The organism is Arthrobacter sp. TmtSoilC48 (assembly GCF_059739425.1).
The window spans coordinates 828,367-852,502 of record NZ_AP046049.1; the positions used below are offsets into that span (position 1 = coordinate 828,367).

General features: G+C 63.7%; 20 protein-coding genes. 12 read left to right on the top strand and 8 right to left on the bottom strand.

The features are described from left to right. Position 1 precedes the first annotated feature (1 nt). From AC6I97_RS04020 to AC6I97_RS04040, 5 genes are all read left to right on the top strand, one after another. Positions 2 to 928, top strand: a complete 927-nt coding sequence (locus tag AC6I97_RS04020) for an ABC transporter permease (protein WP_497944134.1) — start codon at positions 2 to 4, stop codon at positions 926 to 928. Then, positions 925 to 1,878: an ABC transporter ATP-binding protein gene (locus AC6I97_RS04025; protein WP_497944135.1), complete on the top strand. Its 954-nt coding sequence runs from the start codon at positions 925 to 927 to the stop codon at positions 1,876 to 1,878. The genes AC6I97_RS04020 and AC6I97_RS04025 overlap by 4 nt, the downstream gene beginning before the upstream one ends. Further along, positions 1,875 to 2,987: an oligopeptide/dipeptide ABC transporter ATP-binding protein gene (locus AC6I97_RS04030; protein WP_497944136.1), complete on the top strand. Its 1,113-nt coding sequence runs from the start codon at positions 1,875 to 1,877 to the stop codon at positions 2,985 to 2,987. The genes AC6I97_RS04025 and AC6I97_RS04030 overlap by 4 nt, the downstream gene beginning before the upstream one ends. Beyond that, a complete protein-coding gene (locus AC6I97_RS04035) occupies positions 2,984 to 4,546 on the top strand; it encodes a glycoside hydrolase family 32 protein (protein WP_497944137.1) in 1,563 nt (520 codons plus the stop codon). The genes AC6I97_RS04030 and AC6I97_RS04035 overlap by 4 nt, the downstream gene beginning before the upstream one ends. 116 nt (positions 4,547 to 4,662) lie before the next feature. Continuing rightward, the gene (locus AC6I97_RS04040) at positions 4,663 to 8,340 is read left to right on the top strand and encodes a glycoside hydrolase family 32 protein (RefSeq protein WP_497944138.1); all 3,678 of its coding nucleotides are present in this window, start codon (positions 4,663 to 4,665) and stop codon (positions 8,338 to 8,340) included. Positions 8,341 to 8,442: 102 nt separating this feature from the next. Here AC6I97_RS04040 and AC6I97_RS04045 read toward each other — a convergent pair whose 3' ends face one another. Together AC6I97_RS04045 and ptsP are read right to left on the bottom strand one after the other, a co-directional pair. Further along, entirely contained in the window at positions 8,443 to 8,721 is a 279-nt protein-coding gene (locus tag AC6I97_RS04045; protein ID WP_224093305.1) for an HPr family phosphocarrier protein, read from the bottom strand. Between the two features lie 33 nt (positions 8,722 to 8,754). Beyond that, positions 8,755 to 10,455, bottom strand: coding sequence for a phosphoenolpyruvate--protein phosphotransferase (gene ptsP / locus AC6I97_RS04050; protein WP_497944139.1), 1,701 nt, complete (start codon positions 10,453 to 10,455; stop codon positions 8,755 to 8,757). Positions 10,456 to 10,584: 129 nt separating this feature from the next. On the opposite strand from ptsP, the gene AC6I97_RS04055 reads away from it, so the two are divergent. The 3 genes from AC6I97_RS04055 (at position 10,585) to AC6I97_RS04065 (ending at position 14,537) form a co-directional block, all read left to right on the top strand. Then, positions 10,585 to 11,307: a TetR/AcrR family transcriptional regulator gene (locus AC6I97_RS04055; RefSeq protein ID WP_224093309.1), complete on the top strand. Its 723-nt coding sequence runs from the start codon at positions 10,585 to 10,587 to the stop codon at positions 11,305 to 11,307. Between the two features lie 66 nt (positions 11,308 to 11,373). Continuing rightward, positions 11,374 to 13,389: a PTS mannitol transporter subunit IICBA gene (locus AC6I97_RS04060; RefSeq protein WP_309928146.1), complete on the top strand. Its 2,016-nt coding sequence runs from the start codon at positions 11,374 to 11,376 to the stop codon at positions 13,387 to 13,389. Continuing rightward, a complete protein-coding gene (locus AC6I97_RS04065; RefSeq protein ID WP_497944140.1) occupies positions 13,389 to 14,537 on the top strand; it encodes a mannitol-1-phosphate 5-dehydrogenase in 1,149 nt (382 codons plus the stop codon). The genes AC6I97_RS04060 and AC6I97_RS04065 overlap by 1 nt, the downstream gene beginning before the upstream one ends. A gap of 133 nt (positions 14,538 to 14,670) precedes the next feature. On the opposite strand, the gene cycA is transcribed toward AC6I97_RS04065, so the two are convergent. The 5 genes from cycA to AC6I97_RS04090 all read right to left on the bottom strand — a co-directional run bounded on the left by cycA (position 14,671) and on the right by AC6I97_RS04090 (position 18,524). Beyond that, the gene (cycA, locus tag AC6I97_RS04070; RefSeq protein ID WP_497944141.1) at positions 14,671 to 16,134 is read right to left on the bottom strand and encodes a D-serine/D-alanine/glycine transporter; all 1,464 of its coding nucleotides are present in this window, start codon (positions 16,132 to 16,134) and stop codon (positions 14,671 to 14,673) included. Between the two features lie 150 nt (positions 16,135 to 16,284). Beyond that, positions 16,285 to 17,049: an ABC transporter permease gene (locus AC6I97_RS04075; RefSeq protein ID WP_497944142.1), complete on the bottom strand. Its 765-nt coding sequence runs from the start codon at positions 17,047 to 17,049 to the stop codon at positions 16,285 to 16,287. Continuing rightward, positions 17,046 to 17,831 (bottom strand): ABC transporter ATP-binding protein, encoded by a 786-nt coding sequence (locus tag AC6I97_RS04080; protein WP_224093325.1) that lies wholly within the window; start codon positions 17,829 to 17,831, stop codon positions 17,046 to 17,048. The genes AC6I97_RS04075 and AC6I97_RS04080 overlap by 4 nt, the downstream gene beginning before the upstream one ends. Beyond that, the gene (locus AC6I97_RS04085; protein WP_223934876.1) at positions 17,828 to 18,193 is read right to left on the bottom strand and encodes a DUF1048 domain-containing protein; all 366 of its coding nucleotides are present in this window, start codon (positions 18,191 to 18,193) and stop codon (positions 17,828 to 17,830) included. The genes AC6I97_RS04080 and AC6I97_RS04085 overlap by 4 nt, the downstream gene beginning before the upstream one ends. A 1-nt stretch (position 18,194) precedes the next feature. Continuing rightward, a complete protein-coding gene (locus AC6I97_RS04090; protein WP_224093327.1) occupies positions 18,195 to 18,524 on the bottom strand; it encodes a PadR family transcriptional regulator in 330 nt (109 codons plus the stop codon). A 139-nt stretch (positions 18,525 to 18,663) separates the two neighbouring features. On the opposite strand from AC6I97_RS04090, the gene AC6I97_RS04095 reads away from it, so the two are divergent. The 4 genes from AC6I97_RS04095 (at position 18,664) to AC6I97_RS04110 (ending at position 22,445) form a co-directional block, all read left to right on the top strand. Further along, positions 18,664 to 19,134: a GNAT family N-acetyltransferase gene (locus AC6I97_RS04095; protein WP_497946916.1), complete on the top strand. Its 471-nt coding sequence runs from the start codon at positions 18,664 to 18,666 to the stop codon at positions 19,132 to 19,134. 76 nt (positions 19,135 to 19,210) lie between these two features. Next, positions 19,211 to 20,689, top strand: a complete 1,479-nt coding sequence (locus AC6I97_RS04100) for an HNH endonuclease (protein WP_497944143.1) — start codon at positions 19,211 to 19,213, stop codon at positions 20,687 to 20,689. Positions 20,690 to 20,723: 34 nt separating this feature from the next. Beyond that, the gene (locus tag AC6I97_RS04105) at positions 20,724 to 21,173 is read left to right on the top strand and encodes a MarR family winged helix-turn-helix transcriptional regulator (protein ID WP_497944144.1); all 450 of its coding nucleotides are present in this window, start codon (positions 20,724 to 20,726) and stop codon (positions 21,171 to 21,173) included. A 33-nt stretch (positions 21,174 to 21,206) separates the two neighbouring features. Then, on the top strand, positions 21,207 to 22,445 hold the full coding sequence (locus AC6I97_RS04110; RefSeq protein WP_497944145.1) for an MFS transporter: 1,239 nt from the start codon (positions 21,207 to 21,209) through the stop codon (positions 22,443 to 22,445). Between the two features lie 9 nt (positions 22,446 to 22,454). On the opposite strand, the gene AC6I97_RS04115 is transcribed toward AC6I97_RS04110, so the two are convergent. Further along, complete coding sequence (locus AC6I97_RS04115) at positions 22,455 to 23,921, bottom strand: sugar porter family MFS transporter (RefSeq protein WP_497944146.1); 1,467 nt, start codon at positions 23,919 to 23,921, stop codon at positions 22,455 to 22,457. Between the last annotated feature and the right edge of the window lie 215 nt (positions 23,922 to 24,136).

Here is a 24,136-nt window from a genome sequence, read left to right on the forward strand (position 1 = left end):
CATGACAACCGCACTCCTGAAGCAGCCAACTCCAACCCCGGCTGTCCGCAAGCCAAACCGCAGCTTCGTCCACGGGCTCCTCACCAATAAGAAAGCCATGCTGGGCATGGCCGTGATGTTCGTGTTCATCGCCCTCGCGCTGCTGGCGCCCGTGCTGTTCCCCGGCGACCCGTCGCGCATCACCGGGATGGCCTCGCTGGAACCCTCTCCCGAGCATTGGCTGGGCACCACCGCCAAGGGACAGGACGTGCTCGCGCTGACCGTCCACGGCTCGAGGAGTTCCTTGTTCGTAGGGCTGACCGTAGGCTTCGCGTCCACATTCGTTGGCATCCTCGTGGGCCTGGCCTCGGCGTACTTCGGCAAGTTCATCGACGAAGCCCTCTCCTTGGCGACCAACGTCTTCCTGCTCCTTCCCGGCCTGCCGCTCCTGGTCATCCTGGCCGCGTTCCTGCCACCGGGCCTTGGCACAGTGATCCTGGTCCTCGTGGTCACGGGGTGGGCCGGTTCGGCACGTGTGCTGCGCTCGCAGGCCCTGTCCATCCGTTCCAAGGACTTCGTGGCCGCTGCCGTGGTGTCCGGTGAACGGGCGGGCCGGATCATGTTCCGCGAGATCCTGCCGAACATGGCCTCGATCGTCATGGGCACGCTGCTGGCTTGCGTCATTTATGGCATCGGAGCCCAGGCTGGCCTGGAGTTCCTGGGCCTGGGCGACGTCAGTACGGTCTCGTGGGGCAACAACCTCTTCTGGGCCGGCAATGAAGGCGCCCTGCTGACCGGTAGCTGGTGGGTGTTCGTGCCCTCCGGTGTCTGCATCGCTTTGGTCGCCTTCGCGCTGGCACTCATCAATTACGCCGTGGACGAGGTTACCAATCCGCGGCTGCGGAAAATCAAGACACCTGCAACCACCGAAAGGAGCGCCGCCAAGTGACTGTCTCCCAAGTCTCCTTCGGCTCCCACGAGCCCGTCCTGGACGTCAGGAACCTCACCGTAAAGTACGTGGGCGATACCCGCTCAACCACCGCCGTCGACCACGTTTCCTTCAGTATCGGCACCGGTGAGGTGTTCGGGCTGGCTGGTGAATCGGGTTGTGGGAAGTCGACGATTGCCAACTCGATCATGCGGCTCCTGAAGGACCCGGCCAAGATCGCCGGCGGCAGCATCCGCTTCGGCGGCAAGGACGTCCTGGCCATGAGCCCGGAGGAACTGCGGCGCTTCCGTTGGCAGGACGTGGCCATGGTGTTTCAGTCGGCCATGAACTCGCTGAATCCGGTGCTGACCATCGGCGAGCAGATCGTGGACATCTTCACCACGCACGCCGGCTACTCGCGCAAGGAATCGCTCCGCCGTGCGGGCGAGTTGCTGGAGCTCGTGAGGATCGACCCCGCGCGACTGAAGTCCTACCCCCACCAGCTCTCGGGTGGCATGCGGCAGCGCGCAGTGATTGCCATGGCCGTAGCACTGAAGCCGTCGCTGCTGATCCTGGACGAACCAACTACTGCACTGGATGTGGTGGTGCAGCAGGAAATCATGGCGCAGATCAAGGAACTCCAGCGCGAACTGGGGTTCTCCGTCCTCTTCATTACCCACGACATGTCCCTCATGGTGGAGCTCTCGCACCGCATGGCCGTCATGTACGGCGGCCGGATCGTCGAAACCGCCAAGGCGCAGGACGTCTACGCCAACCCGCGTCACCCCTATACGCAGGCGCTCATGGGTGCGTTCCCGCCGCTCACTGGTCCCCGCGTTCCGCTCACGGGACTGCCCGACGGCGTGAAGTTCCGGAACATCCCGGACCTCACCGAAGTGGCGCCCGGGCACCTCGTGGCACCGTTTGGTGCCGACACTGAAGCACTTGTTCTGGAAGGAGTCGCACCATGAGCCACTCTGCACTGTCCCCTGCGATCGAAGGTTCGGCCCGCCAAGTCGCTGCTTCCGAAACACCTGCCCTCGAAGTCCGCGGTCTGGGCAAATCATTCCCCATCGGCGGCCTGTTCTCCCGCCAATCCGTCCGGGCCCTGCACGGCGTGGACCTCACCATTGGCCGCGGCGAAATCGTGGCACTCGTGGGGGAGTCCGGCTCTGGCAAGAGCACCCTGGCCCGCTGTGTTGCCCGGCTCGAAAAGCCGAGCTCCGGCGCCATCCTGGTTGACGGCGTCGACGTCCTTAAACGCGACCGGTTCCAAGCGTCCCGTGCCTTCCGATCACAGCTGCAGATGGTCTTCCAGGATCCGTTCGGCTCGCTGAATCCGGCCCACAGGATTGAGCATTTCCTGCGGAGGTCGTTGGCCATCCACGGGAAGGGCGGTTCGGAGTCCCAGACCCAGCGCCGCCTTGAGGAACTCATGACCACCGTGGGCCTGCAGGCGGACATGCTCAACTCCTACCCGCATGAACTTTCCGGCGGGCAGCGGCAGCGCGTCGCGATCGCCCGTGCCCTCGCCGTGGAGCCACAGGTCATCCTGGCTGATGAACCCACCTCCATGTTGGATGTGTCAGTGCGGATCGGCGTGCTGAATCTGATGCGCAAACTCCGCGACGAGCAAGGCATCTCCATGCTCTACATCACCCACGACCTCGCCTCGGCACGCTACCTGGCAGACCGGACAGCGGTGATGTTTGCCGGTGAGCTCGTGGAGGAAGGGGAGTCCCTTGACCTGCTGGCAAACCCCGCCCACCCCTACACACAACTGTTGGTTTCTGCCGTTCCGGACCCGGCCCGCGCAGGCTCCTACGATCCCGTCCGCCGCGCTGAACTGCGGCAGGCCGTCATGGCCTCCACGGGCTGCGCTTTCGACGGCGATCCCCACCAGGCCTGCTCCGCCACCGAACCTGTGCGCCATCAAGTGGGCGATCCCGCGAACCGCCACTGGGTGCGCTGCCACCTCTACCGGCCGCGGGCTGGAGCCGGCGGACACGCGCTGGCGACTGAACCCGTGGCTACCGAACCCGTGGCGACCGAAAAGACTGACAAGAAGGCTTCCGCATGACTGAACTGACCCACCCGCTCGCCACCGTGCCCCGGGACGAGCTGGTTGCCCGCGCCGAGTCCGACCCCCTCCGACCCCGCTTCCACTTCGTTTCCCCAGCGGGCTGGCTCAACGATCCCAACGGCGTGAGCCAGTGGAACGGCACCTACCACCTCTTCTACCAGTACAACCCGGAGGGCGCCTTCCACCACCGCATCCAGTGGGGCCATGCCACCAGCACGGACCTCGTCACCTGGACGGACCAGCCGGTGGCCTTGGAGCCGTCGGCGGGTCCGGACGCCGACGGCTGCTGGTCAGGAGTGTTGGTGAACGACGGCGGTACGCCCACCTTGGTCTATTCGGGCCGGCTCGGCGAGCGCGAACTGCCCTGCGTTGCCGTGGGATCTGCCGATCTCCTGAGTTGGAGCAAGGTGCCCGAGAACCCGGTCATCGCGGCCCCTCCGGCGGGAGTGGACATCACCGCTTACAGGGACCACTGCGTGTGGCGCGAGGGAACCACGTGGCGGCAACTGGTGGGCTCGGGCATTCGTGGGCGCGGCGGCACGGCGTTCCTGTACGAGTCCTCGGATCTGCGTTCGTGGGACTACATCGGGCCCCTGTTCATTGGAGATGCATCCCAAGGAGACCCAGCCGATACTGACTGGACCGGAACCATGTGGGAATGCGTGGACCTGTTCAGGGCGGGTGGGGGTTCGTTGGGTTCGACCACCGGGCTTTTTGCTGACGCCGATCCTGATGTGCTGGTTTTCTCCGCGTGGGACGACGGCGAGACCCGTCACCCGTTGTATTGGACCGGTCGCTATTCGGGAGATTCCTTCCAGCCTGCAGCCCTGCACCGGCTCGACTACGGCGGACGGTTCTTCTACGCTCCGCAGTCGTTCGAGGACGGGTCCGGGCGGCGCATCATGTTCGGCTGGATGCAGGAAGGACGAAGCGACGCCGCGATGGTGGAGGCCGGATGGTCTGGCGTGATGAGCCTGCCGCGCGTCACCACCCTGGCCAACGACGGAACCCTGGCTTTTGCGCCTGTCCCTGAAGTGGAGAAGCTCCGCCGGGATCACGTCAGCGTGCCGGGACAAGTCCTGGTGGGCTCCGGCAAGCCCCTGGAGACGGGAGTTTCCGGGAACCAGCTGGACCTTGAGTTGGACGTTCAGCTGGCACCGGGTGCGGTGCTGCGGCTGGGCGTGTTGGGGTCGGAGGATGGCGCTGAGGAGACGGTAGTCCAACTAAGCCGCGATCTTGAGGGCGAAAACGGCACGCTCAAACTGGACCGCACCCGCAGCAGCCTGGCTCGAGCCGATGCTGGCCTGGCCCTGGATGTGGAGGACAAGTCCGGCCCCGTTCCGATGCCCGACGGACGCGTGCGCCTTCGTGTCCTGGTGGACAGGTCCGCCGTCGAGATTTTCGCGAATGGCAAGCCGCTCACGGCCAGGGTTTACCCAACCCTTGGCGGGGAGCGCGTGACCCTCTCGGCGGCTGGGGGAACCGTCCGCGTCCTGACCTTCGACGCCTGGACCATGGCCGACATCTGGGGAGGTCCGCGCCCGCTCTTCCCCTAGCACCGCCGCCCAAACCATCCCTCTCTCACATCCCGAGCGCTTTTCGCCGATCTTCTCTCACATCATGGGCGGTTTTGGCGAACGCTCTCTCACCCCTGAGATCAAAGGCGATCTGAATGCATCGGAGAATAGTTGCCGGCCTCACGGCCGCGGTCCTTGGTGTTGGCCTGGCTGGGACGGGGGTCACTGCTCCGGCGGTGGCCCTCGACCCCGCGCCCGTCACCCTCAACAGCACTACGAGCCCCGTTCCGGACGTCGTCGGAGTCAATGGTTCGTGGACCCGGACAGCGCAGGGCGGGTACGCCGCCGTCGCGCCTTCCGGGCAAAATGCGGCGGCTGTCAGCGAGCAGGTCGTGGCGGGAACCGCCCGCTACACGGCTTCGGTGACGGTCGACGCCGGGAGTCCCTACGGTGTTGGGGCGCTCGTCTTCCGAGCGACTCCCGACGCCGGCGCGGGTTACGCCGCTACGATCGACCCCAACCTGGACCGGGTGAGGTTGTTCGACCTCGCGACCGGACAGGACGTGGTTACGCCTGTGTCCCTGCCACTGAATTCGGGGCAGGCCTACACGGTGGATGTCCATGTGGACGGACCACGGATCTATGTTGCGATCGATGGCATCAAGAGGATTGACGCCACGGACTATCGCTACGAATCAGGCCGCGTGGGCCTGCATGCGTTCAACGGATCGGTGTCTTTCGGTACGCCCGGTGTGCGGACTATCGACGCCAGCATCAGCGGCTGGGCAGTCACCGCGAACGGCTGGCAGGCCTCGGCCACAGGTTTCCGCGGTGTTGCCCCTGCGAACACCAATATCCGAGCCGTGGCCACCGGTCAGTTGCCCACAGACGTCGACTTTTCCACAGATGTTCAGGTCACGTCGCAATACGGCGTGGGCACAGCACTGTTTCGAACCAATGCGTCCGGAACGTCCGGTTACGCCGCGGAGGTCGACCCCAACGCAGGCCGCTTGCGACTGTACCGGGTCTCGGACAACGCCACGCTCGGCACGTTCAGCACAGCCATCACCGTCAACAAGGTGTACCGCCTGCGGGTCACGGCGCTCGGCAACCAGCTGGCCGTCTATTGGCAGACCGATTTCCTGGACCCGAACGGCGCCATGCCGGCCATCACGGCCACGGATGCCGCCCATGCTTCCGGCCATGTCGGGCTGGGCTCCTACAACGGCACCGCGGTGTTCCAGAGCATGACGCTTCGAGGACTAGAGACTTCGTTGCAGGGTTGGCGCTCGGCTGCAGGCTCCTGGGAGCCCGATGCCAAGGGCCTCCGGGCTTCCGCGGCGGGTGGCACCGCGCTGAGGTACGTCCCGGCGGTGACGTCCGACGTCGTTGCCTCCTTGGACCTGACCGTCACCTCACCCGCCACCGCCTCAGTGGTGGTCCGCAGCGGTACCGACGGCACCGGCGGCGTGGAACTGAGGATCGACCCCGGGGCGGGAACTGCGAAGCTCTACAACCGGACCACCTCGGCGTTGCTGCACTCCGGCAACCTTCCCTCCACAAGTTTTCAAGACGGCCAACTCAACCGTGTCCAGCTCACTGTCCAGGGCAGCGAAGCGTCTGTGCTGATTAATGGCACAGCTGTGCTAAGTGGCTCTGTGCCAGCGGCATCTGGCAACGGGTTCGCCCTGTTGACCACCGGAACGGCCTGGTTCCAGAGTGTCCGCGCGGACAGCGTGGATCAGTACATGAACGGGCTCTACCAGCCGGGCTACCACTACAGCCAGAATTCGGGCAGCAGTTCGGACCCCAATGGCCTGGTGTACTTCGAGGGCGAGTACCACCTGTTCCACCAGGACCGCGGACGCTGGGCGCACGCCGTCAGCTCGGATCTGATGCACTGGAAGCAGTTGCCCATCGCCCTCCCGCACATGGCTGCGGGGGAGTCGTGGTCCGGATCGGCCGTGGTGGATGCCTCTGACTCGAGTGGTCTTTTCGACGGCGGCTCCGGCCTCATTGCCTACTACACCAGCTTCAATCACGACGCCTGGAACGGAAACCAGTCCGTCCGTGCGGCCTACAGCAAGGACCAAGGCCGCACCTGGCAGACGGTCCAGGCAGATCCGGTTGTGGAGAACCCGGGCGGCCCCGACGGCGGCTGGGACTTCCGCGACCCCAAGGTCACCTGGGATGCAGGGTCCAGCAAATGGGTCATGGTGGTGGCCGCCGGAGACCACATCCGCTTCTACTCCTCCACAGACCTCATCCACTGGACCTTCGCGAGCACCTTCGGCTACGGCGACTGGATCCGCGGGGGCGTGTGGGAATGCCCGGACTTCTTCGAGATGCCTGTGGAGGGACAGTCCGGGGTGAAGCGTTGGGTGCTGTGGTGGAGTACTGGGGCGGTCCGAGCCACGAACGGTTCGGCCGCGCAATATGTGACGGGCACGTGGAACGGTACCGCATTTACGCCGGACACTCCCGCTTCCCAGGTCTTGCAGGCTGACCATGGCAGGGACTACTACGCAGCGATGAGCTTCTTCGGCGCGCCCGATGGCAGGCGCATCATGATCGGGTGGATGAGCAATTGGGACTACGCGTTCAGCCCGCCAACGGGCCGCTGGAACGGCCAGCTCAGCATCCCGCGCGAGCTCAAGCTTGTTGATGTTGCCGGCGCCGGACTCCGCCTGACGCAGGCTCCCGTTGAGGAGGGAGAGTCTCTACGGACATCAACCTGGCAGGCCTCCGATGTCACTGTGACGCCGAGCTCGGCGAACGCGCTCGCGGGAACGTCCGGCAGGTCCTTTGAGCTCGAGGCGGAGGTCGGGATTCCCACCATCGGCGGGGCCAGCTCCTTCGCGTTCGGGCTGAGGAAAGGGGCCGGCACCTCTGGCGCGCAAGAGACATCCGCGCAAGTAACAACGGTGAAGTACGACGCCGGCCCGGGAACCTTGACGGTGGACCGTGGCACCTCCGGACGGGAGGACTTCACGAGGTACTTCGCCGGGTCTCCGGCGGACAATTCCTCGGCGCCATGGAGCTCCACTCTGGTGGGGTCCGAGCGTCGAGTGAAGCTCCGGATGCTGGTGGATGCGTCCTCTGTGGAAGTCTTCGGCGGTGACGGCACGGCTGCCATCACGTCCCTGATCTTCCCGGACCCTTCCTCCACAGGCCTGTCCTTCACCGCTATCGGAGGGAACGCCCGGCTGGTGTCCGTCAAAGTACACCAACTCAGCGACACGGCCCGCGTGACTACCGCGCCGCCGTCGGACGTTCTGCTTCCCACCAGCGGGACAGCACGCCACAACCTGGGCGCGTATGTCGTGGTCCCGGGCGGCAAATGGGAGAGCACAGGCGCAGGCCTGACAGGTACGTTCGACAAAGATTCGACGGCCATGAGCGCAGCCGCGTTCACCAACGTGAGGGTGCAGGCAACGGTGCGGTTCGGCGGCGAACCGTTCAACGGCGAACTCCTCAACCGGGACCTGGCGCCGGAGAAAGGGTACGGCGGTGCAGGCTCGGTGTTGCTGAGATCCTCTGCCGACGGATCCAGTGCCTATTACGTGAACCTGGACCCGAACCTGCGAGAGGTGCGTGTGTTCAAGCTGGTCAGTGGCGTATTCACCGTCATTGCGAGCACGCCCGCAGCCCTGAGCCATGGAGTGAGCTACTCACTGGATGCCGCAGTGAATGGCAACCGGATCACGGTGTCCGTGGAGGGGGCCCAGCTGATCGACGTCATGGATTCTGCGCTGGCCTCCGGCAGGGTTGGCGTCAACGTGTTCGACGGCCGCGCCGCCTACCAGGACGTGGTGGTGACAGCGCTGCCGTAGCTAGTCGAGCCCGATTCGATGGCTCGCTGCAGACCAGACGACTCCTACCGTCTTGTACGCAGCAAGCCATCGAATTGGGCGCCGGGCGCAGGGCACCGAAGGCTACTCCGCGTCCAAATCCGTCTCCAACAAGGCCACGAGCGCGTCCAAGGCAGCGTCGGCGCCGTCGCCCTCCGCCCGCAGCACGACGACGTCGCCCTTAGCAGCGCCGAGCGTCATGAGCGAGAGGATGCTGGCGGCGTCGAGGGCTTCATCCGCGGGTTCGCCTTGCATGGCAATGGTGACCTCCACCGGCTGCTCACCTGCCGCTTCGGCGAACAGGGCGGCCGGCCGGGCGTGCAGGCCGGAGCGGCTGGCGATGGTGGCTGTGCGTTCTGGCATGGTTTTCTCCTTTATGGGTGGACGAAAAACGGGTTAGAGGCCGAGCTCTTCGAGTACGGGGAGCTTGGCCCGGACCCACTCGCGGGCCTCGGTGGCGCTGGGCGCAGTGAGAGCCAGGCGGGCGAGTTCCTGCGACTGCTCCAGGGTGACGGTCTTCAGGACAGTCCCGACGGCGGCCAGCGAGCGCGCGGTCATGGACAGCGTGCTGACGCCGAGTCCGGTAAGTACGACGGCGAGGGCAGGGTCCGCGGCTGCCTCGCCGCAGACGCCCACGGGTTTGCTGCTGCCTTCCCGGCCGGATGCTTCCTGCTCTGCACCTTCCACTGTGAGCTGCACCAGCCTCAGGACAGCTGGCTGCCATGGAGTGTTCAGTTCCGCCAGGGGTCCGAGTTGGCGGTCGGCGGCCATGGCGTACTGTGTGAGGTCGTTGGTGCCCAGTGAAGCGAAGCCAACCTCCCGAAGCACGGAGGCGGCGGTCAAAGCAGCCGAGGGAACTTCGACCATGACACCTGGCGTTTGGATGCCGGCAGCAGCACACAATGAGGCGAAGCGTCCGGCTTCGGCGGCCGTGGAGATCATGGGGGCCATGACCCAGACGTCGGCCTCGGATTCAGAAGCTGCCCGGGCAATGGCTTGCAGTTGGCGTTCCAAAACACCGGGCGTGGTGAAGTCTGTCCGGTAGCCGCGAACACCAAGGGCGGGGTTGGGTTCGGTGGCGTCGGTGAGGAAGGGGAGGGGCTTGTCGGCGCCGGCGTCGAGGGTTCGCAGCACTACTTTCTTGCCGGGGAACGCGTCAAACACAGCCTTGTACGCGGCGGCTTGTTCGTCGACGGAGGGCTCGGTATCGCGCTCGAGGAAGCAGAACTCGGTGCGGAACAGGCCAACACCCTGGGCGCCGAGGCCAGCTGCTGCCACGGCATCCTTGGCTCCACCCACGTTGGCGAGGAGCGGGATCAGGTGGCCGTCCGCCGTCGTGCCGTTTCCGTCAAAGGCGGCGAGCGTTGCGGAGGTTTCCGCCCAGGCGGTCGCCGCAGCGCGCTGCTCTTCCGACGGCGGGGCAGCCACAAGGCCGGCTGCCCCGTCCACGTAGACCTCTGTGCCATCAGCAATGGAATCAACGCCGTGGGCCGCAACAACGGCGGGCAGTCCGAGCGAGCGCGCAATGATCGCGGTGTGTGACTGCGGTCCGCCACCAGAGGTCACCAGTGCCAGCACTTTGGAAGGATCCAGCGTGGCCGTATCCGCCGGTGCGAGGTCCTCGGCCAGCAAAATGAAGGGCGTCTCCGAAGAAGGGATGCCTGGGGCGGGAACGCCGCGCAGTTCGGCGACGATGCGGGCGCGCACATCCAGCACGTCTGTGGCGCGCTCGGCCATGTACCCGCCCAGGTTGTGCAGCATTTCCGAAACGGAGGCACCGGCTTCCCAGATGGCCCGTTCCGCGGACGAGCCCGCATTGATGAGCTTGGCCGCGGACTTCAGGAGCATGGTGTCCTTGGCCATGAGCGCGGTGGCCTCGAGGACGGCCTTGCCGTCGCCGGAGGCGGAATCCGCGCGCCCCTTGAGCTGGTCGTGGACGGCTTGCGCTGCGGCTTTCAAGCCCGCGACGGCGTCCTCCGGACTGACGTCTGCGGCCAGCCGCTCGCCCGACGGCGGTTCACTCACCGGTTTGGGCATCTGGCGGACGGAACCAATGATGCGGCCAGGGCTTACCCCTACTCCTTGGAAATTCTGCACTGAATCCTCTGTTCCTGCGTGTTGGTTCAGACCCACCGGCGACGGCACCACGAGCCTGCGAAATTAGCCTACAAAATTCTGTTGTGAGCCACTTCATATAGCAACGCTATAGGTGCTAGGGTAGCGGTTATGAGTTTCGATGACCAGCTTCCGCCAAAAATTCGGTTGCTCCGTGCAGCTGCTGAATTGTTGGCAAATTCGGAGGGGTCAGCGGTCTCTACGCGCCAGATCACAGCGTTGGCCGGGGTTACGGCCCCAACGCTCTACCACCACTTTGGAGACAAAGAAGGACTGTTCGACGCCGTCGTTTCCGCCGGCTTTGAAGAGTACGTGGCAGGGGAGAGGGACTTTGCTCCTTCCGGGGAGCCCTTGGAAGATGTCCGGCGGATGTGGGACAACCACGTCCAGTTCGGGCTGAGCCAACCCCACCTGTATTTGGTGATGTTCGGCAATATCAGGCCGGAAAGCCGCCCAGCAATCGTGGCCGATGCTGAAGCGCTTCTGGAAGAAATGCTGAACAAGGCCGCCATCGCCGGTCAGATCAACGTGCCGCCCCGCGAAGCGGCACGAAGCATCCTCGCGGCCAACGTGGGTGTAACGCTCATGCTCATCGCCGAACCGGTGGAAGAAAGGAACCTCGAGCTCTCAACGATGACCCGGGATTCCATGATTTTCGCCGTCTCCACGGATACCGCCCGTGGCGCCGCACCGGAGGACTCCGGTAAGTCCTCCGTGGTTGTTGCGGCAATCGCCCTGAATGCGGCACTGCAGGCCTCGCATTCGGACCAACTTTCCAGCTCTGAATTGAAGCTCTTCCTTGAGTGGCTTCACCGCATTTCCAGCAGCTCCTAAGGCTGTTCTCTCTCGATCTATATCGACTGACCCCGCGACGCCGCGGGACACACGTTAGGAATTCACATGGCAACAGAGACCGTTGCGAAGCCCCGCACCAGCCTGCGCGTTGGCGTCCAAAAGTTCGGAACATTCCTGTCCGGCATGATCATGCCCAATATTGGCGCCTTCATCGCCTGGGGCCTCATCACGGCCCTGTTCATCAAAGAAGGCTGGATTCCAGTCGCGGAACTTGGCGGTTTCGGGACCAACGCTGAGGGAGTAACCAACCCCGGACTCGTTGGCCCCATGGTCAAGTACCTGTTGCCACTGCTGATTGCCTACACCGGCGGCCGGATGGTCTACGACGTCCGCGGCGGCGTAGTGGGTGCCATTGCCACGATGGGTGTCATCGCGGGTACCAGCTCTCCGATGTTCATTGGCGCCATGATTATGGGCCCGCTGGGCGGCTGGACCATCAAGCAGCTCGACCGCCTCTGGGATGGCAAGATCCGTCCCGGCTTCGAGATGTTGGTGAACAACTTTTCCGCCGGTATCTGGGGCGCAGCACTGGCCTTGGGTGGCTTCTACGGACTTTCGTGGCTCGTCAAGATTTTCACCGATGGCGCCGGTCAGGTGGTCCAGTTCCTGGTCAACAATGGCCTGCTTCCGCTGACCAGCATCTTCATTGAGCCCGCCAAGGTTCTCTTCCTCAACAATGCGATCAACCATGGTGTCCTGACCCCCTTGGGCATCCAGCAATCCCTGGACCAGGGCAAGTCCATCCTGTTCCTGCTTGAAGCCAACCCCGGCCCGGGCATGGGAATCCTGCTGGCCTACATGTTCTTCGGCCGCGGCGCAGCAAAAGCTTCGGCACCGGGCGCAGCGATCATCCACTTCTTCGGTGGCATCCACGAGATCTACTTCCCGTACGTACTGATGAAGCCGATCCTGATCCTCGCTGCCATCGGTGGCGGCATGACCGGCATCGCAACCCTGGCCATCACCAACTCCGGCCTCGTAGCTCCCGCTGCGCCAGGTTCCATCATCGCCGTCATTGCCCAGACGTCGCGTGACAGCTACGTTGGCGTGATTCTGGCCGTACTCCTGGCGACAACCGTTTCCTTCCTGATTGCTTCACTGATCCTTCGCACCTCCAGGAACAAGGGCGAGGATGACCTCTCCGCCGCAACGTCCCGCATGGAAGCCATGAAGGGCAAGAAGAGCTCCGTTTCCTCCGCGCTCGTTGGTGAGAGCGGGCGGGGAGATGTAGCCGTGCTCACCCGGCCGGTCCAGAACATCGTGTTCGCCTGCGACGCCGGCATGGGCTCCAGCGCGATGGGCGCCTCGGTGCTGCGCAACAAGATCAAGGCAGCCGGCTTCCCGGACGTCAAGGTCACCAACTCCGCAATCGCCAACCTGAGCGATACGTACGATGTTGTGATCACGCACCAGGACCTCACGGAACGCGCCCAGCCGAGGACATCCAGCGCGGTGCACTATTCCGTGGATAACTTCATGAACAGTCCCAAGTACGACGAAATCGTGGAGTTGGTCAAGACGAGCAACACCGAAGGTCCGGCCGCTGCCCATCCAGCCGGCGCAGCAGAAGCAGCAGCAGCCGCCACCCACGGCGCGCATGCCGCTGAGCCCGCTGCCGCCGTCGGGGGTAAAGAAGTCCTGCTCCCCGAAAGCGTTGTGCTGAACGGAACGGCGCACGACCGTGATGCTGCGATCGACGAAGCCGGGCAGCTCCTGCTTGACCGGGGTGCCGTGGATGTCAGCTACGTCCATGCCATGCACGAACGCGAGGAATCCGTGTCCACGTACATGGGCAGCTTCCTGGCGATCCCGCACGGCACCAATGATGCCAAGGAGCACATCCGGCACTCCGCAGTTTCCATCGTTCGGTACCCCGAGGGTATCGACTGGGGTGGCAAGCAAGTGAAGTTCGTGGTCGGCGTCGCTGGACTCAACAATGAACACCTCCACATCCTGTCCTCGATCGCCAAGATCTTCACCAACAAGGCCCAGGTGGCCCAGTTGGAGGAAGCGACCACCGTTGAGGAAGTGCTGGAGCTGTTCGGAAAGGTCAACGCATAGTGAAGGCAGTCCATTTTGGTGCAGGCAACATCGGACGCGGCTTTGTGGGGCTGTTGCTGCACGAAGCCGGCTATGAGGTGGTGTTCGCCGATGTTGCGGACGCGCTGATCAGCCAGCTGGCCTCCGCGAGCAGCTACGAGGTCCATGAAGTGGGCGAGAACCCCGCGGTCAAAACCGTAGACGGGTTCCGTGCGCTGAACTCGAGCACGCAGGAAGCCGCCGTTGTTGAGGAAATCTCGAAGGCGGATGTGGTCACCACCGCGGTGGGGCCACACATCCTGAAGTTCGTGGCACCCGTGATCGCGCGCGGACTCGCAGCCCGGGAACCATCGTTGCCGCCCCTGCAGGTGATGGCGTGCGAGAACGCCATCAACGCCACGCACCTCCTGCAAGTGGAAGTCCGGGCGGCCTGGGACGATTCCGCAGGCGATTTGGACTCAGTGGCTGTGTTCGCCAACACCGCAGTGGACCGTATTGTCCCGAACCAGGCGCCGGGCCAAGGCCTGGATGTCACAGTGGAGACGTTCTACGAGTGGGTCATCGACCGCACACCGTTTGGTGACCACGTCCCCGCGATTCCTGGAGCGACGTTCGTGGACGAACTTGGCCCGTACATCGAGCGGAAGCTGTTCACAGTGAACACCGGGCATGCATCTGCTGCGTATTTCGGCTACGCGGCGGGCCTGGAGAAGATCTCCGATGCCATGGCCGATCCGTCCGTGGCGGCGAAGGTCAGGGCTGTTCTTGAAGAGACAAAGGAACTGCTGGTGGCCAAACACGGATTCGTGGAGGCCGAGCAGGAAGCGTACGTGCAGAAGATCCTGTCCCGCTTCACCAACCCGTACCTGCCCGATACCGTGGTCCGCGTCGGCCGGGCACCGCTGCGGAAGCTTGGCCGGCACGAGCGGTTTGTTGGCCCGGCGGCTGAGCTCGCCGAGCGTGGTGTCACACCGGTCGCGTTGCTGGAGGCGATGTCGGCTGCCCTTCGTTTCGACGACGGATCCGACGACGAAGCCGTGGAACTCGCAAACATGCTCTCCGAGCTGGACGCAGCTGCCGCCGTCGAGCGCATCACCGAACTTCCGCCGTCACACCCGCTGTTCCCCGCGATCCAGAAGCTGATAGAGGACCGCAAAGCCGAAGCCTAGTTCCTCTCGCACAAATGGTTGACGGCGAAGGCGGGTGAGACTGATCGCCAAGCGAGAGAGCGTCTATGGGGCTGCGGCGTGGTGGGCATCGCGAAGCGGGCACAGCCCCATAGACGCTCTCAGAGCGCCGCTGCTACTTTGTCGCTGCCGCGGTTTCCGCTTCAGCCATCGCCTTCCATTCGGCCACGCGGGCTTGGTGCAGCGGCGACTTACGCACGACCGCATAGGCGATGCCGAGGATCGCGAACCAGATAGGCGTCACCAGCAGGGCCGTGAGAGTGTCCGGCTGCGTGGTGAGAGCCCAGACCAGGAACGCGAAGAACGCGAAAACAACCCACACCATCGGGATGCCGCCAGGCATCTTGAACGTTGACGCCGCGTGCTGCTCCGGGCGGCGCTTGCGGTAGACGAGGTAGCTGGCCAGGATGATCGACCAGACGAACATGAAGCAGACGGCGGACACGGTGGTCACCATGTCGAACGCGGCGCCAACGTCCTTGCCCGCATACAGAAGTACGACGCCGGCCAGCAGCAGAACGCAGGACAGGAACAGTGCGTTCCGGGGTACTTTGCGGCTGGAGAGCCGGCCGAAGACCTTGGGTGCGTCGCCGTCGTTGGCCAGGCCGAACACCATGCGCGACGTCGAGTAGATGCCCGAGTTGGCTGAAGACATGGCAGAGGAGAGCACCACGAGATTGACCACGGTTGCCGCCATGCCGAGGCCTGCCAGGGAGAACATGGCGATGAACGGGCTGTGTCCTGCCTTGAACTCGGTCCACGGGGTGACGGACATGAGGATGATGAGCGCACCTACGTAGAACAGCATGACGCGCAGGGGGATCGCGTTGATGGCGCGGGGAAGGTTGTGCTCAGGGTTTTTGGTCTCGGCTGCTGCCGTGCCCACGAGTTCGATGCCCACAAACGCGAAGACAGCGATCTGGAAGCCGGCGACGAAGCCCATGAATTCCTTGGGGAAGAACCCGCCATGGCTCCACAGGTTGGTGAAGCTTGCGGTTCCGGCGTTGGACTGGAAGCCGGTGAAGATCATGACCAGGCCAACGACGATCAGCGCCACAATGGCCACGATCTTGATGAGCGCGAACCAGAACTCGGTCTCGCCGAATGCCTTCACGGTGGGGAGGTTCAGGAGAAGCAGGATGATGATGGTCGCAATTCCCGGGACCCACAGTTGAACGCCTGGCCACAGCTCATTGGCATAGCCGGCGATGGCGATGACGTCGGCCACGCCTGTGACCACCCAGCAGAACCAGTAGGTCCACCCGGTGAAGAAGCCTGCCCAGGGGCCGAGGAGATCGCCGGCGAAGTCGCTGAAGGACTTGTAGTTCAGGTTGGACAACAGGAGCTGGCCCATGGCGCGCATGACGAAGAACAGCATGAAGCCGATGATCATGTACACGAAAATCACGGAGGGTCCGGCGACTGAGATGGTTTTGCCCGAGCCCATGAAGAGTCCGGTTCCGATGGCGCCGCCGATTGCCAGGAGCTGGATGTGGCGGTTGCTGAGCGAGCGTGACAGGTGGGGCTCGCTGTCCCTGCTGGACGCGCGGAGTTGCGCTTGTGTTGTCTGGTCGGACATTAGTTCAAGAACCCTTCGAAGAGCCCACCAAAATGGTGACGGCCGTTACAAATCTGTTTCGATAAAGCTATAGCTAATGTCTGACTAATGGCTAATCGGCTCTCACGGCGAAAGCTCCCCTGTGGAAAAGGGGAGCTTAGGCCGGGGGGATTAGGCGATCTTCCGCCGGTAAGCCACCATTGCGAAGGCGAACGCCAGAACCAAGATGCCGAAGCACCAGGCCAGCGCAATCCAAATGTCGCTGCCCACCGGCTGTTGCGCGAACAGCGCCCGAATGGAGTTCACGATCGAGGTCACTGGCTGGTTCTCGGCGAACCAGGCCACAGGGCCCGGCATCGTCGCAGTCGGCACGAAGGCCGAACTGATGAACGGCAGGAAGATCAGCGGGTAGCTGAACGCGCTGGCGCCGTCGACGGTTTTCGCGGAGAGCCCTGCGATCACGGCCAGCCAGGTCAGGGCGAGTGTGAACAGGACCAGGATGCCGGCGATTGCAAGCCAGGTGCCCACGGATGCTCCGGTGCGGAAGCCCATAAGGAGGGCCACTCCGACGACGATCGCGACCGAGACGAGGTTGGCCACCAGCGAGGTGAGCACGTGCGCCCAGAGCACGCTCGACCGTGCGATCGGCATGGACTGGAAGCGCTCGAAGATGCCGCCCTGCATGTCCAGGAACAGGCGGTAGGCGGTGTAGGCGATGCCGGAGGCAATCGTGATCAGCAGGATCCCGGGGAGCATGTAGTTGATGTACGACTCGTCGGATCCGGTATTGATCGCACCGCCAAGCACATAAACGAACAACAGCATCAGCGCGATCGGCGTGACCGCGGTGGTGATGATCGTATCGGGGCTGCGCAGGATGTGGCGCAGCGAGCGGCCGGTGAGGACGCTGGTATCGCTAAGGACGTGGGTGCTCATCGGGATGCCTCCTGTTCTTTCTGCTCTTCAGCCGTTTCGCCGACGAGCGCCAGGAAGACGTCTTCGAGCGAGGGCTGCTTCTCGACGTACTCGACCTCGGCCGCCGGCAGCAGCCGCTTGAGCTCGTCGAGCGTGCCGTTCTGGATGATCGTGCCCTTGTGCAGGATCGCGATCCGGTCGGCGAGATGCTCGGCCTCGTCGAGGTATTGGGTGGTGAGCAGCACTGTTGTGCCGTTCCGGGCGAGATCCTTGACGGTCTGCCAGACCTCGAGGCGGGCTTCGGGGTCCAGGCCTGTGGTGGGTTCGTCCAGGAAGATCACCTTCGGCTGCCCGATCAGGCTCATGGCGATATCCAGGCGGCGACGCATGCCGCCGGAGTACGTCGCCACCTTGCGGGACCCCGCTTCGGTGAGGCTGAACTGAGCCAGCAACTCATCTGCGATCTGAGCCGCGTTTTTTAGGTGACGCAGTTTCGCCACCAGAATCAGGTTCTCCTTGCCGGACAGCACCTCGTCCACTGCCGCGAACTGCCCGGTCAGGCTGATGGACTGCCGTACCTGGAGCGACGCGGTAGCAACATCAAAACCCTCGACGGCGGCAGTGCCGGCATCCGCTTTGAGCAGGGTGGACAAGATCTTCACCATGGTGGTTTTGCCTGCTCCGTTGGAGCCGAGGAGGGCGAAAATGCTGCCCGACGCCACCTCGAAGTCCACGCCGCGCAGAACATGCAGATCCTTGTACGACTTCTCGATGCCCTCTACCCGGATTGCGGTAGCAGTCATGATTCAGCCTCCTTCGCTTTATCAACGGCCTTCGTGAGACGCTCGCGTTCCTTATCAATCCAGCGCTTTCCGCCGTATGCCTGGGCAAAGGCCTCGGCGAACTCGATGGGGTCCTCGCCGACGATCTCGCTCACAGGCGTGCCGTCGATTGCGGCGCGTTCCCATAGGTCGGCGAGGTCGGTGAACATCTGCACGATCGTGTCCCCCTCGGTGACCCCGCCGTAGTACATGAAGTACCGGTTGAAGGCGTTCGCCACGGAGGAGTAGGGCTCAGGCAGCGCATCCAGCCGCGCCTTGGCCTGCTTGTACTGCTTCTTCTGCTCGAGCGATCCGGTTACCAGCTCGATCCACTTTGCTGCCATGTTAATTTCCTCCCTTGCGGAGCTGTTCAAGCCGTTCGGACAAGAAGCTCCATGTGTTCCAAAATTCGTTCAGTTCTTTTTCGCCCTGCGCGTTGAGGGTGTACACCTTGCGGGGTGGCCCCTTTTCGGATGGTCGCTTTTCGACGTCCACCAGCCCCTTTTGTTCGATCCTGACCAGCAGTGCGTACACGGTGCCCTCAGCGATCTCGGTGAAGCCCTGCGCCCGGAGCAGCGTTGTGATTTCGTATCCGTACGCCGCCTTTCCGGTGAGGAGGGCCAGAACAATGCCCTCCAACGTGCCTTTGAGCATCTCTGTCATTTGCTTGCCCATCGGACACCTCCTTCACTACTCAGTATTACTAGCTACCACTACATAGTAGAACTAGGTACCGGTACTTAGCAATAGTGAGTTCTGATCAAAATGGCATGCTGGGGTGGTGACCCCAGACTCTGCCGCCATGCCCGCCCTGATGACTGCCGACGTCGGCTCCGGAACCTTTAGTCTTCGGCGCGCCACTAAAGCCGACTTGCCGCGCATCCTTGCGCTGCTGATTGATGACCAATTAGGTGCCGCGCGTGAAAATCCGGACGACCTCGTGCAGTACGAGCTGGCTTTTGACGCGATCGACGGCGACCCGGCCCACCTCCTGGTGGTGGGCGAACTGAACGGCGACCTGGTGGCCACTTTCCAGCTCAGCTATCTCCCGGGCCTGTCCCGCAAGGGCTCTTGGCGGGCGCAGATCGAAGCCGTGCGGGTTTCCGAGGTGCTCCGTGGCCAAGGCGTAGGCGCGCTCATGATCCAGTGGGCCATCGACCAAGCCCGGGACCGTGGCTGCTCCCTGGTGCAGCTCACCACGGACAAGTCGCGCGTTGCTGCGCACCGTTTCTACGAACGGCTGGGCTTCGTCGCGAGCCATGAGGGCATGAAGCTGAAGCTCTGACCCGCTCTTGTCCGAGTTTTCCACATAGCGGGCTTCCGGCCTTATGGCGCTCCGTGCGGGCTGGAAGAGTTGAGGCATGGAGCAGATTCGCGGTAGGCAAGAGAGCGATGCGGCCGCGCTTGCACCTGGCCCGGGGCCGGCGTCCGGCGACTCAACACCCCGCATTTCCGATCTCAGCACGATCTTGAGCGTCGTCCTTCTCGGCACGGAGAGCGGCGAATTGATTGACCAGATCCGAGGGTTGGAAGACCTGAAATCCGCTATAGCTGGCCTGCAGGCCCGGGCCGCCGTAGCCTTCGACTTTGCGCAACGTCGCGAGCAAGCGGTAGCCGCTGTCCCGGCGCCCGAACTGTGCCAGGGTGTTGCGGCTCAGATCGCGCTCGCCCGGCGGGAATCGCCCAACCGTGGGTCGCGTCTCCTCGGGTTGGCGAAAGCTCTCGTTACGGAGATGCCACGCACCATGGCCGCCCTGGAATCGGGCCAGTTGAACGAGTGGCGCGCAACCCTGCTCGTCAAAGAAACCGCGTGCCTATCCGCCGAAGACCGATGCGCCGTGGACGAGGAACTCGCCCCCGATACCGGGACCTTCAACGGCGCCGGAGATCGGGCGATCATCGCTGCAGCCAAAGCCGCCGCCTACCGCCGGGATCCCCGCTCCGTGACCCAACGCGCCGCCCGCGCCGCGACCGAACGGCACGTCAGCCTGCGCCCAGCTCCGGACACGATGACCGTCCTCACAGCACTGCTCCCCGTCGCCCAAGGCGTTGCCGCATATGCGGCGCTCACCCGCCATGCCGACTCGGCCCGCTCCGGCGGGGACACCCGGACCCGCGGCCAGGTCATGGCCGACACCCTCGTTGAACAGGTCACCGGCACTCCGGGCGGCATCTCGGGCATCGATGTCCAGCTGGTGATGACGGACCGCACGCTTTTCCAGGGCGACAGCGAACCGGCCAGGCTCGAAGGCTACGGAATCATCCCCGCACAATTGGCCAGAACGTTGCTCGCTGGCGGACCCGCTGAAGTTGAGTGTAATGAGCACGGCCCTACGGAACCCGCGCACACCGGGTGGAGCCCCGCGGAACCCGAACCTGCGAGGGCTGGCCTCACCGACGCGGGCGCCGGGCGTGACTGCAAGGTGTTTCTGCGGCGCCTGTTTACGGCACCCGCGACCGGCGAGCTCCTGGCCATGGACGCCAAAGCAAGGCTCTTCCCGCCACGGCTCAGACGTTTCATCGAAGCCCGTGACCACACCTGCCGTACCCCGTACTGCGACGCGCCCATCCGCCACTTCGACCATGTGGTTCCTTGGCACGAAGGCGGACCAACCAGCCTGGAAAACGGCGCGGGGCTCTGCGAAGCGTGCAACCACACCAAGGAAAACCCGGGGTGGTCGGCGAAACCGTTCCCCGAAGCCGTCCACACCCTCGAATTCCGGACACCCACCGGGCATACCTATAAGTCCACGGCCCCGCCCCTGCCTGGGCACATTCGCGCAGCCCCCCGCTCCCGCGCCAAGCCCCCGCTCAGACGTTACATCGAAGCCACTCCTTGACTCTTAGGTATCCTAACTATTAGGCTACCTAAGTATGACGAGTACTTCGCCTTCAGACCCACGGCTTCTTCACATCGCCCAGGAATTCCGCGAGTCACTGCGCCTTGGCGTGTACATGTTCCGCCGCCTGGATCCGGAGGGTGAACTCACCGCAGCGCAGCTCAGCCTGCTGTCCATGATTTCCGACGGCGGACTCCGCGTGGGTGACATCGCCAAGAACCTGGGGATCAAGGTCCCCAGCGCCACAGAGCAGATCATCAAGCTCGAACGCTCAGGGCTCGTCAGCAGGCAGCCTGACGTCAACGATTCTCGCGCCGTGCAGGTGGTCATCACCAAAGCCGGGAGGGCCGCCGTCGAGTCCGCCAACCAGCGGCGAAACGCGATGGTGGCCGGGCTGCTGCAGGAGCTGAGCAGCGACGAAGTCGAGCAGCTCGCCGCGGCGCTCCCCATCATCAGCAAGCTCAACAGCTCATTCCAGAACTAACCACAACTAAACGCATCGACAAGGAGCCCTTGAATGTCACGCCAATTGGCTGACGCTTCAGAAAGCGCCGAGACAACTACTGAAACCACCCTTGAGGCTGAAAAGGCTTCATTCCTGAGGCAGCCGAAGGCCGTGTGGGCCACTGCGCTGGCTGCCGTGTTCGCGTTCATGGGCATCGGGCTCGTGGACCCGATTCTTCCGGCAATCGCCAAGAACCTTGAGGCCTCCACCAGCGAAGTTTCCCTGCTCTTCACGAGCTACTTCCTGGTGACGGCGATCGCCATGCTGATCAGCGGCTTCGTGTCCTCGCGCATCGGCGGAAAGAAGACGCTACTGATCGGGCTGGCAGTGATCGTGGTGTTCGCATCGTTGTCCGGATTGTCCGGCAGTGTTGAGCAGTTGGTGGGTTTCCGTGCTGGTTGGGGCTTGGGTAACGCCCTCTTTGTCGCCACCGCCCTGGCGGTGATCGTTGGCGTGGCCAGTGGTGGGACCGGAACGGCCATCATTCTCTACGAAGCGGCGCTCGGCCTGGGTATCTCGCTGGGCCCGCTTCTCGGGGCCTTGTTGGGCGGCTGGCAGTGGCGGGCACCGTTCTTTGGAACCGCGGTCCTCATGGCTGCCGCCTTTATCGCGCTACTGGCCTTGCTTCCCAAGACGCCCGCTCCCGCCAGGAAGTCACGCCTGCGGGATCCGCTTCTCGCGCTGGGACACAAGGGCCTCAGCACCACCGCGGCAAGTGCCCTGTTCTACAACTACGGCTTCTTCACTATCCTCGCTTTCACGCCGTTCATCCTCGGCATGGATGCATACGGCATCGGGGGAGTGTTCTTCGGCTGGGGCGTTGCCGTTGCCGTGTTCTCGGTGTTCGTCGCGCCCGTGCTCCAGAAGCGTTTCGGTGCTGTTAAGGTCCTGACCGGCACTTTGGCAGCGCTCATGCTCGATCTCCTCGGACTGGGACTTGCTGCCGGCCACTCGGTGACTGCCGTCGTCGTGCTTGTGATCGTGGCGGGTGCCCTGCTGGGCATCAACAATACGATTTACACCGAACTGGCCATGGGCGTCTCCGATTCTCCGCGACCCGTCGCGTCCGCCGGCTACAACTTTGTGCGTTGGATGGGTGGTGCGCTGGCCCCCTTTGCCGCCGCCCAGCTAGGCGAGCACTTTGGGCCGCAGGTGCCCTTCTTTGCCGGTGCCGTCGCAATGGTGATCGCGATTCTCATTGCCTTCGGAGGCCGCGGGTACCTGAAGTCGCACGAGCCGCACCTGGTGTAATTGCCGCGACTACTGCTCGTGGGAGGTAACAGGAAGCGGTGCCACCGGCGCGCCCTTGGGGACGAAAAGCGTCTCGGCCTGCTCCAGCGACATGCCGTTGGTCTCGGGAACCTTGAACATCACAAAGAAGAACGACGCCGCAGCGAACGCCGCGTACAAGGCGTACGTCAGCGGCAGCGAACCCGCCGCCATGATGGGGAAGCTGAGCGTGATGGCAAAGTTGGCGATCCATTGCGCGGCCGCCGCCAGTCCGAGCGCGCGGGCCCGAATGCGGGACGGGAAGATCTCGCCAAGCAGCACCCAGACGAGTGGACCCCAGGAAGCACCGAAGCTGATCACGAAGACGTTGGCCGCAACCAGGGCAACTGGCCCCCAAGCGCCCGGGAGGCTGATCTCGGAGCCCGTGCCAACAGCCGCGGAGAACGCCAATGCCATGACGCCGAGCGAGGCGGCCATGCCGATGGAACCGGTCAGAAGGATCGGTCGGCGACCAATGCGGTCCACCAGCGCGATGGCTACGAGTGTCACCAGAATGTTGGTCACGGACGTGGCGACGGAGATGGTCAGGGAGTCCTTCTCCTGGAATCCAACCGCCTTCCACAGCGTGGTTGAGTAGTAGAAGATCACGTTGATGCCAACAAATTGCTGCAGCACGGACAGGATGATGCCGATCCACACCACCGCCTGCAGGCCGAATGTGTTGCCCCGCAGCGAGCCCTTCTTGGTGGACAGCAGGTCCTGCTGGATGGATTCGCGGATATCGCGGATGTGCCGTTCGGTGTCGTCGCCCGGGATGAGGGTGTCAAAGATCTTGCGTGCAGCATCTTCCTTGCCGTTGAGCACCAGGAAGTGTGGCGACTCGGGCAAGCGGAATGCGATCCAGCCATACACGGCAGCGGGGACGGCACAAGCGATGAACATCCAGCGCCACGCTTCCATGCCGAGCCAGAAGGTGCTGCCGGCGCTGCCAGCGGAATTAGCCAGGACGGCGTCGCACAGCAGTGCCGCAAAGATGCCGGTGGTGATGGCGAGCTGCTGAAGCGATGCCAAACGACCACGCACGTGTCGGGGAGAAATCTCGGAAATGTAGGCAGGGGCGATCACCGAAGCAAGGCCGATGCCCAAGCCCCCCACCAAGCGCCAGAAGATCAGGTCCCACACACCAAAAGCCAGTCCTGTACCTACGGAACTCACCAGGAACAGGAGGGCACCGATCTTCATGGCCGGGATGCGGCCGTAGCGGTCGGCCACCTTGCCCGCAAGATAGGCTCCCAGTGCGCACCCCAGCAGGGCGACGGCGACAGCAAAGCCAGTGACGGCCTCGCTCATCAGGAATTCGTCCTTCATGGCATCCACGGCACCGTTGACCACCGAAGAATCGAAGCCGAACAGGAAGCCACCCACCGCCCCAGCGACGGCCAGGCCGATCACTTTCCTGGACACTGGTGGCACGCCTTCGGTGCTGGGATTGGACATGGGTCTCCCTTGGGAATGGTGGTGTGGGATTCACGGTGCGGGACGTCGTCGGCTGTTCCGACGGGGACGCCGGTGCACACGCGCTACACAGTGTGGCACGCCATATCCGCCAAGTTCCAGTCAAGGCGGTTCAGATGACGTGCATTCACTAAATTAACGCACCTCTCCTGATTGGCAGCTGGGAGTGGGCTGGAAGGTCCAAGCACGCCCTCTCA

What these genes read in the sequence shown, in the direction of transcription:
- AC6I97_RS04020 (WP_497944134.1), top strand. Translation starts at nt 2, where the DNA reads ATGACAACCGCACTCCTGAAGCAGCCAACTCCAACCCCGGCTGTCCGC.
- AC6I97_RS04030 (WP_497944136.1), top strand. Translation starts at nt 1,875, where the DNA reads ATGAGCCACTCTGCACTGTCCCCTGCGATCGAAGGTTCGGCCCGCCAA.
- AC6I97_RS04035 (WP_497944137.1), top strand. Translation starts at nt 2,984, where the DNA reads ATGACTGAACTGACCCACCCGCTCGCCACCGTGCCCCGGGACGAGCTG.
- AC6I97_RS04040 (WP_497944138.1), top strand. Translation starts at nt 4,663, where the DNA reads ATGCATCGGAGAATAGTTGCCGGCCTCACGGCCGCGGTCCTTGGTGTT.
- AC6I97_RS04045 (WP_224093305.1), bottom strand. Translation starts at nt 8,721, where the DNA reads ATGCCAGAACGCACAGCCACCATCGCCAGCCGCTCCGGCCTGCACGCC.
- AC6I97_RS04055 (WP_224093309.1), top strand. Translation starts at nt 10,585, where the DNA reads ATGAGTTTCGATGACCAGCTTCCGCCAAAAATTCGGTTGCTCCGTGCA.
- AC6I97_RS04060 (WP_309928146.1), top strand. Translation starts at nt 11,374, where the DNA reads ATGGCAACAGAGACCGTTGCGAAGCCCCGCACCAGCCTGCGCGTTGGC.
- cycA (WP_497944141.1), bottom strand. Translation starts at nt 16,134, where the DNA reads ATGTCCGACCAGACAACACAAGCGCAACTCCGCGCGTCCAGCAGGGAC.
- AC6I97_RS04075 (WP_497944142.1), bottom strand. Translation starts at nt 17,049, where the DNA reads ATGAGCACCCACGTCCTTAGCGATACCAGCGTCCTCACCGGCCGCTCG.
- AC6I97_RS04080 (WP_224093325.1), bottom strand. Translation starts at nt 17,831, where the DNA reads ATGACTGCTACCGCAATCCGGGTAGAGGGCATCGAGAAGTCGTACAAG.
- AC6I97_RS04085 (WP_223934876.1), bottom strand. Translation starts at nt 18,193, where the DNA reads ATGGCAGCAAAGTGGATCGAGCTGGTAACCGGATCGCTCGAGCAGAAG.
- AC6I97_RS04090 (WP_224093327.1), bottom strand. Translation starts at nt 18,524, where the DNA reads ATGGGCAAGCAAATGACAGAGATGCTCAAAGGCACGTTGGAGGGCATT.
- AC6I97_RS04095 (WP_497946916.1), top strand. Translation starts at nt 18,664, where the DNA reads ATGACTGCCGACGTCGGCTCCGGAACCTTTAGTCTTCGGCGCGCCACT.
- AC6I97_RS04100 (WP_497944143.1), top strand. Translation starts at nt 19,211, where the DNA reads ATGGAGCAGATTCGCGGTAGGCAAGAGAGCGATGCGGCCGCGCTTGCA.
- AC6I97_RS04105 (WP_497944144.1), top strand. Translation starts at nt 20,724, where the DNA reads ATGACGAGTACTTCGCCTTCAGACCCACGGCTTCTTCACATCGCCCAG.
- AC6I97_RS04110 (WP_497944145.1), top strand. Translation starts at nt 21,207, where the DNA reads ATGTCACGCCAATTGGCTGACGCTTCAGAAAGCGCCGAGACAACTACT.
- AC6I97_RS04115 (WP_497944146.1), bottom strand. Translation starts at nt 23,921, where the DNA reads ATGTCCAATCCCAGCACCGAAGGCGTGCCACCAGTGTCCAGGAAAGTG.